General features: G+C 71.7%; 10 protein-coding genes. 1 reads left to right on the top strand and 9 read right to left on the bottom strand.

The window, feature by feature from the left end:
• Nucleotides 1-286: 286 nt before the first annotated feature.
• On the bottom strand, nucleotides 287-1,180 hold the full coding sequence (locus ACFRMN_RS37215) for a TIGR01777 family oxidoreductase (protein ID WP_383028603.1): 894 nt from the start codon (nucleotides 1,178-1,180) through the stop codon (nucleotides 287-289).
• Between the two features lie 35 nt (nucleotides 1,181-1,215).
• On the opposite strand from ACFRMN_RS37215, the gene ACFRMN_RS37210 reads away from it, so the two are divergent.
• Nucleotides 1,216-1,713, top strand: a complete 498-nt coding sequence (locus ACFRMN_RS37210; RefSeq protein ID WP_383028593.1) for a GNAT family N-acetyltransferase — start codon at nucleotides 1,216-1,218, stop codon at nucleotides 1,711-1,713.
• Between the two features lie 7 nt (nucleotides 1,714-1,720).
• On the opposite strand, the gene ACFRMN_RS37205 is transcribed toward ACFRMN_RS37210, so the two are convergent.
• The 8 genes from ACFRMN_RS37205 to ACFRMN_RS37170 all read right to left on the bottom strand — a co-directional run bounded on the left by ACFRMN_RS37205 (nucleotide 1,721) and on the right by ACFRMN_RS37170 (nucleotide 13,085).
• Nucleotides 1,721-2,242: a DUF4240 domain-containing protein gene (locus tag ACFRMN_RS37205; protein ID WP_383028601.1), complete on the bottom strand. Its 522-nt coding sequence runs from the start codon at nucleotides 2,240-2,242 to the stop codon at nucleotides 1,721-1,723.
• A 108-nt stretch (nucleotides 2,243-2,350) separates the two neighbouring features.
• On the bottom strand, nucleotides 2,351-3,316 hold the full coding sequence (locus ACFRMN_RS37200) for a helix-turn-helix transcriptional regulator (protein ID WP_383028591.1): 966 nt from the start codon (nucleotides 3,314-3,316) through the stop codon (nucleotides 2,351-2,353).
• 62 nt (nucleotides 3,317-3,378) lie between these two features.
• Nucleotides 3,379-6,048, bottom strand: coding sequence for a pyruvate dehydrogenase (acetyl-transferring), homodimeric type (gene aceE, locus ACFRMN_RS37195; protein ID WP_383028588.1), 2,670 nt, complete (start codon nucleotides 6,046-6,048; stop codon nucleotides 3,379-3,381).
• 216 nt (nucleotides 6,049-6,264) lie between these two features.
• Nucleotides 6,265-6,888 carry a GntR family transcriptional regulator gene (locus ACFRMN_RS37190; RefSeq protein WP_383028586.1) on the bottom strand — a complete coding sequence of 208 codons (624 nt, stop codon included), beginning with the start codon at nucleotides 6,886-6,888 and terminating at the stop codon, nucleotides 6,265-6,267.
• 132 nt (nucleotides 6,889-7,020) lie between these two features.
• Nucleotides 7,021-8,796 (bottom strand): 2-oxoglutarate dehydrogenase, E2 component, dihydrolipoamide succinyltransferase, encoded by a 1,776-nt coding sequence (gene sucB, locus ACFRMN_RS37185; RefSeq protein ID WP_383028583.1) that lies wholly within the window; start codon nucleotides 8,794-8,796, stop codon nucleotides 7,021-7,023.
• A gap of 96 nt (nucleotides 8,797-8,892) precedes the next feature.
• Nucleotides 8,893-10,281, bottom strand: a complete 1,389-nt coding sequence (lpdA, locus tag ACFRMN_RS37180; RefSeq protein WP_383028581.1) for a dihydrolipoyl dehydrogenase — start codon at nucleotides 10,279-10,281, stop codon at nucleotides 8,893-8,895.
• Between the two features lie 251 nt (nucleotides 10,282-10,532).
• Nucleotides 10,533-12,065 (bottom strand): leucyl aminopeptidase, encoded by a 1,533-nt coding sequence (locus ACFRMN_RS37175; protein ID WP_383028579.1) that lies wholly within the window; start codon nucleotides 12,063-12,065, stop codon nucleotides 10,533-10,535.
• Between the two features lie 204 nt (nucleotides 12,066-12,269).
• Nucleotides 12,270-13,085 carry an adenosylcobinamide-GDP ribazoletransferase gene (locus tag ACFRMN_RS37170; protein ID WP_383028576.1) on the bottom strand — a complete coding sequence of 272 codons (816 nt, stop codon included), beginning with the start codon at nucleotides 13,083-13,085 and terminating at the stop codon, nucleotides 12,270-12,272.
• Between the last annotated feature and the right edge of the window lie 15 nt (nucleotides 13,086-13,100).

Genomic DNA, 13,100 nt, shown 5'->3' with positions numbered 1-13,100 from the left:
GATTTGTGGCGCGCGAACGCCCGTCTTCCGACTGTGGCTCGGTACGCGCCGTAAATCATGCAGTCCCGGGCGCGAGCCCCGGAGCGCACCCCGGCGACAGCCCGCACCCGGCCACCGGCCCCAGCCAAAGACGGCCGGACCGCACCCCCCCGCCGGACGGCGCACCCCGGCGACAGCCCGCACCCGGCCACCGGCCCCAGCCAAAGACGGCCGGACCGCACCCCCCCGCCGGACGGCGCACCCCGGCCACAACCCGCACCCGGCCACCGGCCCCAGCCAAAGCCCCCTACGCCACCCGGATCGCTTCCTCGATCGTTGGGAACGCGAACCTGAAGCCCGACTCCAGCAGCCGCGTCGGCAGTACGCGTTGGCTGCCCAGGACCTCCGCCGACAGTTCGCCCAGCGCCACCCGCAGCGCCACCGCCGGCACCGGGAACGGCGTCGCGCGGTGCAGGACGCGGCCCATCGCCGCCGTGATCTCGCGGTTCGTGACGGGTTCCGGCGCGGTGAGGTTCACCGGGCCTTCCAGGGTTTCCGTGTCGATCAGATACCGCAGCGCCGCCACCTCGTCGTGGAGCGCGATGAAGCTCCAGTACTGGCGTCCCGAGCCGAGCCGGCCGCCCAGGCCCGCGCGGAACAGCGGGAAGAGCCGGCCCCAGGACCCGCCCCCGCGCGCGACCACGAGGCCCGTGCGCGCGAACACCGTTCGTACGCCCGCCTCTTCCGCCGCCAGGGCCGCTTCCTCCCACTCCACGCAGAGCGAGGGCAGGAACCCGTCGCCCGGAGGCGCGCTCTCGTCCACCTTCCGGTCCCCGGTCTCGCCGTAGAACCCGATGGCGGATCCGCACACCAGCACCCGGGGCGGCTGGTCGAGTGTGGCGACGGCCTCCGCGATGGCGGCGGTGCCGAGGATCCGGCTGTCGCGGAGTTCCTTCTTGTAGGCCTCGGTCCAGCGGCGGTCGCCGATGCCGGCTCCGGCGAGATGGACGACGGCCTCGCAGCCGCTGAGCCGGTGGCCGTCGACCCGCTGCCGCAGCGGGTCCCACTCGACCTCGTCGGCCGTCCGGACGGGGCGCCGCACCAGGCGGACCACCTCGTGGCCGTCGGCGCGCAGGGAGCGTGCGAGTGCCGTACCGATGAGCCCGGTGGAACCGGTGATCGCGATCCTCATGGGACCCATCCTGCCCGTGGAACGTCCCATGGCACAGTTGCGCCATGTCCGACGCACAGATACGTCCCGCACTCCCTTCCGACGACGGAGTCCTGAGCGAGCTCGACCGGGCGACCTGGTCGTCGCTGCACGCCGTGTCGCCCCGGCCGGAGCCGCCGTACGGTCCGTTCTTCGACGCGCTGCACCGGCCCGAGGACTTCCTGGTCGCCGAGGTCGGTGACGAGCGGATCGCCGGATACATCCGGGTCGTGCGGCCCACGGCGCTCGCCAGCAACGCGCATGTACGGCAGATCCAGGGGCTCGCGGTCCATGAGTGGGCGCGCGGGCGCGGTGTGGGCCGCGCGCTGCTGCGCGCGGCGGCGCTGCACGCGCGCAACCAGGGTGCGCGGCGGCTGACGTTGCGGGTGCTCGGCCACAACGAGCCGGCGCGGAAGCTGTACGAGGCGGAGGGCTATGTCGTCGAGGGGGTGCTGCCCGGGGAGTTCCGCCTCGACGGGGTGTACGTGGACGACGTGCTCATGGGGATCTCGCTGACGGACTGACCACGCCCTACGCGTCGCTGAACCGTTCCGCGAGCCGGGGGAAGCGCTCGGCGAGCGCCGCCTCGTCCTCGAAGTCCAGCGGGGTGCCTTCCGGTTCGGCCGGCTGCGAGGCGATGCCCAGGGCGGGCGCCACCACGCCGGTCAGCTGCTCGTACGCCTCGTCCGCCGCGTACCCCAGATCCTCGCCGTCCCCGTCGATGTCCGGGTCGAAGTCGTCCAGCAGCTCGGCGAGCGCGTCCGGGTCGTGCAGCGCGCCCTCGAAGATCTCGCGGCCCTGGCCGATGAGCCAGCAGCGGAAGTAGTCGAAGGCGTCGTCGCTGACGCCGCCGAGCAGCACGGCGGCGGCGCCCCACAGGTCCCAGCTGTACGCGCGGTTGTAGCGCGACTCGAAGTGGCGCGAGAAGTCCAGTACGGAGTCGGGGTCGAGTTGCAGCAGCCGCTCGACCAGCTGATCCGCCTGGTCCTCGGGGTCGCCCTCGGCGGCGTCGCGGGTGCTGTCGACGATCTCCCAGAACTCCGTCTCGTCCATCACGGGTCAAGCATCGTGCTTACGGGAGGGCGGCGCACGCGGAGCCACGGATTGTGAGCCGTTTCGTTGCCGGGTGTTCGGGTACGTCGCCGCGGGGCGGCGGCCCGGTCACTCGTACAGCGTCCGCATCCGCCGCGCCGCCTCGGCGAAGCGTTCGCGCAGGGTGGCCGGTCGCAGGACCTCCACGTCCGGGCCGAGCGTGAGCAGCTGGGAGTACGCCACGTCCTCCGACTCCACCGGCAGCGCGAGTGTGAGCAGACCCCGGTCGTCCGGCGGACCGGCCGTCGCCAGCGCCTCGCGGGCGGCTACGCGGTCGACGGTGTACGGCAGCCGGTGGGCGCCGTCCGCCGAGAGCCGGACCACGATCTCCGTACGCAGCAGCGAGCGCGCGAACTCGGCGGCGCGCTCCTCCCAGAACCCGGGCAGATCGAAGGACTCATCCCTGGAAAAACGTTCCTGCAAGGTCTCCGCCGAGGTGAACCGGTCCACCCGGTAGACCCGGAAAGCCCCCTGGGAACAGGCGCAGACGTACCAGACACCGGCCTTCAGCACGAGACCGTACGGGGCCAGCTCCCGCTCCACCTCGGTGTCCTGGCGCAGATAGCGCGCCGCGACCAGCCGGTCGCCCCAGACCGCCTCGGCGAGGACCGGCAGCAGCTCGGGCGTCTCCGGCTCCTGGTACCAGCCCGGCGCGTCCAGATGGAAGCGCCGCGCCGCCGAGTCCGGGGCGTCCCGCAGCGACGGCAGCAGCGCCGCCGACACCTTCAGCCGGGCCGCCGACGAGACATCGTCGAGCCCCATCTCCCGCAGCGCGCCCGGCACTCCGGAGAGGAACAGCGCCTCGGCCTCGCCGCGCGCCAGCCCGGTCAGCCGGGTGCGGTAGCCGCCGACCAGCCGGTAGCCGCCGCTCCTGCCCCGGTCCGCGTAGACCGGGACCCCGGCCTCCGAGAGCGCCTGGGCGTCCCGGGTGATGGTCCGCTCGGACACTTCGAGCTCCCGGGCCAGTTCGCCCGCGGTCATGGAGGGCCGGGACTGGAGCAGGAGCACCATCTTGATCAGCCGAGCAGCACGCATGGCTCCATGATGCAGGGAGCCCCCGCCAGGACATGACAGGGGCTCCCGGGGTGTGACCTGGCTCAGAGGCCGTAGCGCTCGCGGGCCTCCACGACCCGCTCCGGCTTGACCTCGCCCCGGCGGGCCAGCTGCGCCAGCACCGCGACCACGATCGACCGGGCGTCCACACCGAAGTGACGGCGGGCCGCCTCACGGGTGTCGGAGAGACCGAAGCCGTCCGTACCGAGCGAGGTGTAGTCCTGCTCGACCCACTGGCTGATCTGGTCGGGGACCTGACGCATCCAGTCGCTGACCGCGAGGACCGGACCCGGCGCACCGGACAGCGCGCGCGTCACATACGGCACCCGCTCCTCGCCGCGCAGCAGCGCCGCGTCGGCCTCAAGGGCGTCCCGGCGCAGCTCGCCCCAGGACGTCGCGGACCAGACATCGGCGGTGACGCCCCAGTCGGCGGCGAGCAGTTCCTGTGCCTCCAGGGCCCAGTGGATCGCCGTACCGGACGCCAGCAGCTGGGTACGGGGGGCGTCGGCCGCGGCCGGGGTGCCCTCCTTGAAGCGGTACAGGCCCTTGACGATGCCCTCCTCGACGCCTTCCGGCATCGCGGGCTGGGGCATCGGCTCGTTGTAGACCGTCAGGTAGTAGAAGACGTCCTCGGCCTGGGGGCCGTACATCCGCCGCAGGCCCTCCTTGACGATCACGGCGATCTCGTACGCGAACGCCGGGTCGTAGTTGAGCGCGGCCGGGTTGGTGGACGCGATCAGATGCGAGTGGCCGTCCGCGTGCTGAAGGCCCTCGCCGGTCAGGGTCGTACGGCCCGCGGTGGCACCGACGATGAAGCCCTTGCCCAGCTGGTCGGCGAGCTGCCACATCTGGTCGCCCGTGCGCTGCCAGCCGAACATCGAGTAGAAGATGTAGAAGGGGATCATCGTCTCGCCGTGCGTCGCGTACGACGTCGCCGCGGCGATGAAGTCCGCCATCGAACCGGCCTCGGTGATCCCCTCGTTGAGGATCTGGCCGTCCTTGGCTTCCTTGTAGTACATGATCTGGTCGCGGTCGACCGGGTCGTACGTCTGCCCCAGCGGCGAGTAGATGCCGGCCGACGGGAACAGTGCCTCCATACCGAAGGTGCGGGCCTCGTCCGGGACGATCGGGACCCAGCGCCTGCCGGTCTCCTTGTCCCGCATCAGGTCCTTCATCAGCCGGACGAACGCCATGGTGGTCGCCACCGACTGCTTGCCCGAGCCCTTGTGGACCGTCTGGAACGGCTTGTCGGACGGCTCGGGAAGGGCCACGGCGTGCACCCGGCGGGCCGGGGCGGGGCCGCCCAGCTCCGCGCGGCGCTCCTGGAGGTAGCGCACCTCGGGGGAGTCCGCGCCGGGGTGGCCGTACGGTACGAGGCTGTCGTCCAGCTTCGCGTCCGGGATGGGCAGGTCGAGCAGATCGCGCATCGCGCGGAACTGGTCGCCCGAGAGCTTCTTCATCTGGTGGTTGGCGTTGCGCGACTCGAAGCCGGCGCCGAGCGTGTAGCCCTTCACCGTCTGCGCCAGGATCACCGTCGGGGCGCCCTTGTGCGCCAGGGCCGCGCGGTAGGCCGCGTACACCTTGCGGGCCTCGTGGCCGCCGCGCGAGGTGTAGAAACACTCGGCGATCTTCGCGTCGGGCAGCAGCTTCGCGAGCGCGATGAGGGCCGGGTCCACGCCGAAGAAGTGCTCGCGGATGTAGGCGACATCGCGGGTCGCGTACGTCTGGAACTGCGCGTCCGGCACCTGGCGCAGCCGGCGTACCAGCGCGCCCGTGGTGTCCAGGGCGAACAGCTCGTCCCAGGCCGAGCCCCACAGCGACTTGATGACATTCCAGCCGGCGCCGCGGAACTGGGCCTCCAGCTCCTGCACGATCTTGAAGTTGGCGCGGACGGGACCGTCGAGCCGCTGGAGGTTGCAGTTGATGACGAAGGTCAGATTGTCCAGCTGCTCACGGGACGCGAGCGCCAGGGCCGCCGTCGACTCGGGCTCGTCCATCTCGCCGTCGCCGAGGAACGCCCAGACGTGCGAGGCGGAGGTGTCCTTGATACCGCGGTTGGTGAGATAGCGGTTGAAGCGCGCCTGGTAGATCGCGGAGAGCGGGCCGAGGCCCATCGAGACGGTGGGGAACTCCCACAGCCAGGGCAGCCGGCGCGGATGCGGGTACGAGGGCAGACCCTTGCCGCCCGCCTCCTGGCGGAAGTGGTCGAGGTCCGACTCGGTCAGCCGGCCGTCGAGGAAGGCGCGGGCGTATATGCCGGGGGAGGCGTGGCCCTGGATATAGAGCTGGTCGCCGGAGCCGTCCCCCTCCTTGCCGCGGAAGAAGTGGTTGAAGCCGGTCTCGTACAGCCACGCCGCCGACGCGAAGGTGGCGATATGGCCGCCGACGCCGAAGCGGGCGCCGCGAGTGACCATGGCCGCCGCGTTCCAGCGGTTCCAGGCGGTGATCCGGGACTCCATCGCCTCGTCGCCGTCGAAGGCGGGCTCGGAGGCGGTGGGGATGGTGTTCACATAGTCGGTCTCCAGCAGCGCGGGCACCGGGACCCCGGCCGTTCCCGCGTGCTGGAGGGTGCGCCGCATCAGATACGCGGCGCGATGCGGGCCGGCGTGCTCGGTCACGGCATCGAGCGAGGCCGCCCACTCGGCGGTCTCCTCGGCATCACGGTCCGGGAGCTGGTCGAGCTCGCTCGGAAGTTTGCCTACGGGGTCGGGCATGGTCGCCGCCTTCCGGACAGGAGGGGGGTGGAGAAGAGCCTTGTCTGGCAGGACAGGGCGGAGGACTGGGTGCAGTCCGTCTAAGACTGTAAGTCGCTGATCGATGATCGATCAAAGGGTTGAAGGGCAAAACTTCTCGATATGGAGGAATTGGCATTCCGTGCCGCAGGAGGGGGCACCGAGTGACGGAGAGTAAGTCATGACGGAAGGGGCGAATCAGGCGCGCGGCGCACATCCGAGCACATGGTCCTTCACCAGTGCGCCAATGCCGGGATCCCTTCTGCGGAACGCCTGGACCAGCTCCTCGTGCTCCTCGGCGTACGACTTCTGCACCGTCCCCAGCCAGCGGATCGACAGCGCGGTGAAGACCTCGATGCCCAGCCCCTCCCAGGTGTGCAGCAACACACTGTTACCGGCGGCCCGCACCAGCTCCCGGTGGAAGGCCACGGTGTGCCGCACCTGCCCCGTCCCGTCGGCTCTCCGGTCCGCCTCGTACAGCGCCAGTACGTGCGGCTCCAGCGCCGAGCAGTCCAGGGCGAGGCGCTCGGCGGCCAGCTCCGCGGCGATCTGCTCAAGACCCGCCCGTACCGGGTAGCTCTCCTCCAGATCGGCCGCGGTCAGATTCCGTACCCGTACGCCCTTGTTGGGCGCCGACTCGATCAGCCGCAGACTCTCCAGCTCGCGCAGCGCCTCACGTACGGGTGTCTGGCTGACCCGCAGTTCGGTCGCGATACGCCGCTCGACGATCCGCTCACCCGGCTTCCAGCGGCCGCTGACGATCCCCTCCACGATGTGCTCGCGGATCTGTTCGCGCAGCGAGTGGACGACGGGCGGGGTCATGAAGCGCTCCTGGGGGCAGCGGTCGATGGATGAACGATACGGCGGGCCGCACCATACGGCGGCGCCCCCGCCCGGATATATCTCCGGGCGGGGGCGCCGTTGCCGTGCTGTTCTTCTGGGCTCGGTTCGCGACTACAGGCCGAGCTCGACCTCGAACTCGCCGGCTTCCAGAATCGCCTTGACCGCCGTCAGATAGCGGGCGGCGTCGGCGCCGTCCACCAGCCGGTGGTCGTAGGAGAGCGCGACGTACGTCATGTCGCGCACCGCGATCGTCTCGCCGAGGTCCGGGTGGTTGATGACCACGGGACGCCGGACGGTGGCGCCGATGCCCAGGATGGCGACCTGGTTCGGCGGCACGATGATCGTGTCGAACAGCGCACCGCGCGAACCGGTGTTGCTGATGGTGAAGGTCGCGCCGGCCAGGTCGTCCGGGGTGATCTTGCTTGCCCGGACCGCCGCCGCCAGCTCCGCGGTCTTCTTGGAGATACCGGCGATGTTCAGATCGCCCGCACCCTTGATGACCGGGGTCATCAGACCCTTCTCGGAGTCCACGGCGATGCCGATGTTCTCCGAGTCGAAGTACGTGATCGTGCCCTCGTCCTCGTTGATCCGGGCGTTGATGACCGGGTGGGCCTTCAGCGCCTGGGCCGCCGCCTTGACGAAGAACGGCATCGGGGAGAGCTTGACGCCCTCACGCGCGGCGAAGGACTCCTTGGCCTGGGCGCGCAGCCGCATCAGCTTGGTGATGTCCACCTCGACCACGGAGGTCAGCTGGGCCTGCGTGTGCAGCGCCTTCATCATGTTGTCGCCGATGACCTTGCGCATGCGGGTCATCTTGACGGTCTGACCGCGCAGCGGGGACGCCTCCAGCGTGGGCGCCTTCGGCGCGGCGGCGGGAGCGGCGGCCGGAGCCTGTGCGGCGGCCCGCGCGGCGGCGGCCTTGGCGGCCTCCGCGGCGGCGACGACATCCTGCTTGCGGATACGGCCACCGACGCCGGTGCCCCTGACCGAGGCCAGGTCGACACCGTTCTCGGCGGCGAGCTTGCGCACCAGCGGGGTGACATACGCGCCGTCGTCACCGGCGGTCGCGGCGGGCGCCGGGGTGACCGGGGCCGGGGCCACGGGCGCCGGGGCGGCCGGAGCCGGAGCCACGGGGGCGGCCTGGACCGGCACGGGCGCCGGTGCCGGGGCGGCGGCCGGAGCCGGAGCCGGGGCGGCGACGGGAGCCGGAGCCTCCTGGGCCGGTACGGGCGCCGGAGCGGCCGGTGCCGGAGCGGCGGCCGGGGCAGCCCCCGGAGCACCGATCACCGCGAGCTTGGCGCCGACCTCGGCGGTCTCGTCCTCGCCGACCACGATCTCCAGCAGCACACCGGCGACCGGGGCGGGGATCTCGGTGTCGACCTTGTCGGTGGAGACCTCAAGCAGCGGCTCGTCCTCCGCCACCTCCTCGCCGACCTCCTTCAGCCAGCGGGTGACGGTGCCCTCGGTGACCGACTCGCCCAGCGCGGGCAGCGTGACATCGGTGCCGGAGGCGCCACCGGCCGGAGCGGCGGCGGGCGCGGCGGCCGGAGCCGGAGCGGGGGCCGCGGGAGCCTCGGCCACCGGCGCCGGGGCGGCGGGAGCCGGAGCCGGGACGGTCTCGGTCGGCTGGGCCGCCGCGAGGCCGCCCGTACCGTCGTCGATGATGGCCAGCTCGGCGCCGACCTCCACGGTCTCGTCCTCGGCCACCTTGATGGAGGCCAGCACACCGCCGGCCGGGGCCGGGATCTCGGTGTCGACCTTGTCGGTGGAGACCTCAAGCAAAGGCTCGTCGGCCTCGACGCGCTCGCCCTCGGCCTTCAGCCAGCGGGTGACAGTGCCCTCGGTGACGCTCTCGCCGAGCGCCGGCAGGGTTACGGAAACCGCCATGGTTTCAGTTGCTCCTAACGATGGGGTCTCCCCAGCTCGCGCGGAGCGCCGAGCGAGGGGAAGTGCGGTAGTGGTCGTCGCGCCCGGACTGAAACATCAGTCGTGGGAGTGGAGGGGCTTGCCGGCCAGGGCCAGGTGGGCCTCGCCGAGAGCCTCGTTCTGGGTCGGGTGCGCGTGGATGAGCTGCGCGACCTCGGCCGGCAGGGCCTCCCAGTTGTAGATCAGCTGAGCTTCGCCGACCTGCTCGCCCATACGGTCACCGACCATGTGGACGCCGACCACGGCGCCGTCCTTGACCTGGACGAGCTTGATCTCGCCCGCGGTCTTGAGGATCTTGCTCTTTCCGTTGCCCGCGAGGTTGTACTTGAGAGCGACGACCTTGTCCGCGCCGTAGATCTCCTTGGCCTTGGCCTCGGTGATACCGACGGAGGCGACCTCGGGGTGGCAGTACGTCACGCGCGGCACGCCGTCGTAGTCGATCGGAACGGTCTTCAGACCGGCCAGCCGCTCGGCCACCAGGATGCCCTCGGCGAAGCCGACATGCGCGAGCTGGAGGGTCGGGACGAGGTCACCGACCGCCGAGATGGTCTCCACGTTCGTGCGCATGTACTCGTCGACGACGACATAGCCGCGGTCGGTCGCGACGCCCTGCTCCTCGTAGCCGAGACCCTCGGAGACCGGACCGCGGCCGATCGCGACGAGCAGTATCTCCGCCTCGAAGGTCTTGCCGTCGGCCAGCGTCACCCGGACACCGTCCGGCGTGTACTCGGCCTTCTCGAAGAACGTTCCGAGGTTGAACTTGATGCCGCGCTTGCGGAAGGCGCGCTCCAGCAGCTTGGAGCTGTTCTCGTCCTCGACCGGGACGAGGTGCTTGAGGCCCTCGACGACCGTGACGTCCGTGCCGAAGGACTTCCACGCGGAAGCGAACTCGACGCCGATGACGCCGCCGCCCAGGATGATCGCGGACCGCGGGACCCGGTCCAGCGTCAGCGCGTGGTCCGAGGAGATGACGCGGTCGCCGTCGATCACCAGACCCGGCAGCGACTTCGGTACGGAACCGGTCGCGAGGAGCACATGACGGCCCTGGACGCGCTGCCCGTTCACATCGACGGAGGTGGGGGAGGAGAGCCGGCCCGCGCCCTCGATGTAGGTCACCTTGCGGGAGGCGACCAGACCCTGCAGGCCCTTGTACAGGCCCGAGATGACCTCGTCCTTGTACTTGTGCACACCCGCGATGTCGACACCGTCGAAGGTGGTCTTGATACCGAACTGCGCGCTCTCGCGCGCCTGGTCGGCGATCTCGCCGGCGTGCAGCAGAGCCTTCGTGGGGATGCAGCCGTTGTGCAGGCAGGTGCCGCCCAGCTTGTTCTTCTCGATCAGGGCGACGTCCAGGCCCAGCTGCGCTCCGCGCAGCGCCGCGGCGTAACCGCCGCTACCGCCGCCGAGGATCACTAGGTCGAAAACGGTGCTGGCGTCGTTCGCCACGTCACGTCCTCCATGCATGTGCGCCGGGCGCGGTCCGGTGACCGGGCGGCGGCTGGTCTTCGGCCGCTATGTCTTCGGCCCTGTGGTGGGGGCCCTGTCCTGCCGAGAACCCATCTTCGCACTTGTCGGAGCGAGACGGGACGCGGGGCCCCGGAGGTGAGACGGGCGACATACTTCCACCGCCCCCACCCACCTCCGGAGCCCCGGTCCGCCGGCCTCCGCGTGTGGACCGTGACCGCGTGGACCGTGACTCAGCCCAGGTCGCCCGCGGCGGTGCGCTCCGCCAGCTTCACGAGCGTACGGATCGAGGAGCCCGTACCGCCCTTCGGCGTGTAGCCGTACGGCGCGCCCTCGTGGAAGGCCGGGCCCGCGATGTCCAGGTGGGCCCAGGTGATGCCCTCGCCGACGAACTCCTTGAGGAAGAGCCCGGCGACCAGGCCGCCGCCCATCCGCTCGCCCATGTTCGCGATGTCGGCGGTGGGGGAGTCCATGCCCTTGCGCAGGTCCGCGGGGAGCGGCATCGGCCAGGACGCCTCGCCCGCCTCCTCCGCGATCTCGTGGATCGAGGTACGGAACGCCTCGTCGTTCGCCATGATCCCGAACGTCCGGTTGCCCAGCGCCAGCACCATCGCGCCGGTCAGGGTCGCCACGTCGACGATCGCGTCCGGGTTCTCCTCGGAGGCCCGGGTCAGCGCGTCCGCCAGCACGAGCCGGCCCTCGGCGTCGGTGTTGAGGACCTCGACGGTCTTGCCGCTGTACATGCGCAGCACGTCACCCGGGCGGGTGGCGGTGCCGGACGGCATGTTCTCCGCGAGGGCGAGCCAGCCGGTGACGTTGACGGCGAGACCGAGCCGCGCGGCCGCGACGACGGCGGCGAACACCGCGGCGGCGCCGCTCATGTCGCACTTCATGGTCTCGTTGTGACCGGCCGGCTTCAGCGAGATGCCGCCCGAGTCGTAGGTGATGCCCTTGCCGACGAGGGCGAGGGTCTTCTTCGCGTCGGGGTGCGTGTAGGCGAGCTTCACCAGCCGCGGCGGGTTGGCCGAGCCCTGGCCGACGCCGAGGATGCCGCCGTAGCCGCCCTTGGCGAGCGCCTTCTCGTCGAGGACCTGGACCTTGATGCCGTTCTCCTTGCCGGCGGCGGTGGCCACGGCGGCGAAGGACTCGGGGGTGAGGTCGTTCGGCGGGGTGTTCACCAGATCGCGGGCGCGGTTGACCTCTTCGGTCAGCGCGATCGCGCGCTCGGCCGCGGCCTTGTGCGCCTTGTCGCGCGGCTTGGCGCCCAGCAGCGCGACCTCGCCGAGCGGCCGCTTCGGGCCGTTGTCGCCCTTCTTGGACTTCTTCTCGCCGCCCTGGTAGGCGGTGAAGGCGTACGCGCCGAGCAGGGCGCCCTCGGCGATGGCCTCGATGTCCTCGGCCGCCTCGACGGGCAGCGCGAACGCGGCCTTCTTCACGCCGGACAGGGCGCGCGCGGCGACCCCGGCGGCGCGGCGCAGCGGCTCGGCGCCGTACGTCGCGTCCTTCGCCGGGACCGGGCCGAGCCCGACCGCGAGGACGACCGGTGTCTTCAGGCCCGACAGCACGGGCAGCTTGGTCACCTCACCCTCGGCACCCGAGGCGCCGAGGGTCTCCAGGACGGAGGCGAGCTTTCCGTCGAACGCCTTGTCCACGGCCTCGGCGCCCGGCGCCACGACCGGCCCCTTGGCGCCCTTCGCGACGCCGACGACAATCGCGTCGGCGCGCAGCGTCGCCGCCCCGGCAGTACTGAGAGTGAGAGCAGTCACGGTGGTGAAATCTCGCTTCCGTTAGGTTCGTTGGCGGTCGAGGGGTGGGCCGACCGTGCCCGCCGCATCGTAAGCGGGCGCTGTCCGCGGCGGGAACGAGCCTACGCTCAGTGATGTACGTCGCTCACAGGGGCGGCGGTTCCTTCGGCTGTGGGCGGCTTTCGCACCATTGCGGCCCGCCGAGCGCGCCGGGTACAGCTGGTGTCACGAGCCCAGCGTCAGCGCGACCAGCGCCACGGTCGCGGCCGTCTCCGCGAGGGCGCCGAACACATCGCCGGTGACCCCGCCGAAGCGCCGTACGCAGTGCCGCAGCAGCAGATGGGCCGCGACCAGCCCGGCCACGGCCGCCAGCGCGTGCCGTACGGCGCCGGAGGGACCGAACAGCGCGCCCGCCGCCGCGCAGGCCGCCAACACGAGCAGCGCGGCGACCGCGGCGGACCGTACCGGCACCGCCCCCGCCACCGCCGCGCCCAGACCGTCGGGCCGGGCCGGCGGCACCCCCGTACGGCAGGCCAGGGTGAGCGCGAGCCGCGCCGTCACCCCGGCGACGACCACCGCGACCGCGCCGCGCGCCGCGCTCTCCGCGTACAGCCCGGCCACCGCCGCGACCTGCCCCAGCAGCACCAGCACCAGCGTGACCACCCCGAACGGACCGATGTCCGACCGCTTCATGATCCGCAGCGCGTCCTCGGCGGGCCTGCCGCTGCCGAGGCCGTCCGCGGTGTCGGCGAGACCGTCGAGATGGAGAGCGCGGGTGAGGACGGCGGGTACGGCCACCGCCGCCACCGCCGCGAGCAGGGGGGAGGCGCCCGCCAGGAGCATCAGCGCCCCGGCGCCCGCCGCGGCCGCCCCCACGACCAGCCCGGCGGCCGGCGCGCTCAGCATTCCGGCGCGGGCGGCACCGCGGTCCCAGCGCGTCAGCCGGACCGGGAGCACGGTGAGGGTGCCGAAGGCGAACCGTATGCCGTCGGCCACCGGGGCGCGTGCGGCGTCCACACGTTCGCCGTCCATGGGGGTCATCGCGCGAGAGTAGCC

Source organism: Streptomyces sp. NPDC056835 (assembly GCF_042789485.1).
Taxonomy (GTDB): domain Bacteria; phylum Actinomycetota; class Actinomycetes; order Streptomycetales; family Streptomycetaceae; genus Streptomyces.
The sequence above is the reverse complement of the archived record's forward strand: the minus strand, read 5'-3'. Positions and strand labels throughout refer to the sequence as shown.

What these genes read in the sequence shown, in the direction of transcription:
- ACFRMN_RS37215 (WP_383028603.1), bottom strand. Translation starts at nt 1,180, where the DNA reads ATGGGTCCCATGAGGATCGCGATCACCGGTTCCACCGGGCTCATCGGT.
- ACFRMN_RS37210 (WP_383028593.1), top strand. Translation starts at nt 1,216, where the DNA reads ATGTCCGACGCACAGATACGTCCCGCACTCCCTTCCGACGACGGAGTC.
- ACFRMN_RS37205 (WP_383028601.1), bottom strand. Translation starts at nt 2,242, where the DNA reads ATGGACGAGACGGAGTTCTGGGAGATCGTCGACAGCACCCGCGACGCC.
- ACFRMN_RS37200 (WP_383028591.1), bottom strand. Translation starts at nt 3,316, where the DNA reads ATGCGTGCTGCTCGGCTGATCAAGATGGTGCTCCTGCTCCAGTCCCGG.
- aceE (WP_383028588.1), bottom strand. Translation starts at nt 6,048, where the DNA reads ATGCCCGACCCCGTAGGCAAACTTCCGAGCGAGCTCGACCAGCTCCCG.
- ACFRMN_RS37190 (WP_383028586.1), bottom strand. Translation starts at nt 6,888, where the DNA reads ATGACCCCGCCCGTCGTCCACTCGCTGCGCGAACAGATCCGCGAGCAC.
- sucB (WP_383028583.1), bottom strand. Translation starts at nt 8,796, where the DNA reads ATGGCGGTTTCCGTAACCCTGCCGGCGCTCGGCGAGAGCGTCACCGAG.
- ACFRMN_RS37170 (WP_383028576.1), bottom strand. Translation starts at nt 13,085, where the DNA reads ATGACCCCCATGGACGGCGAACGTGTGGACGCCGCACGCGCCCCGGTG.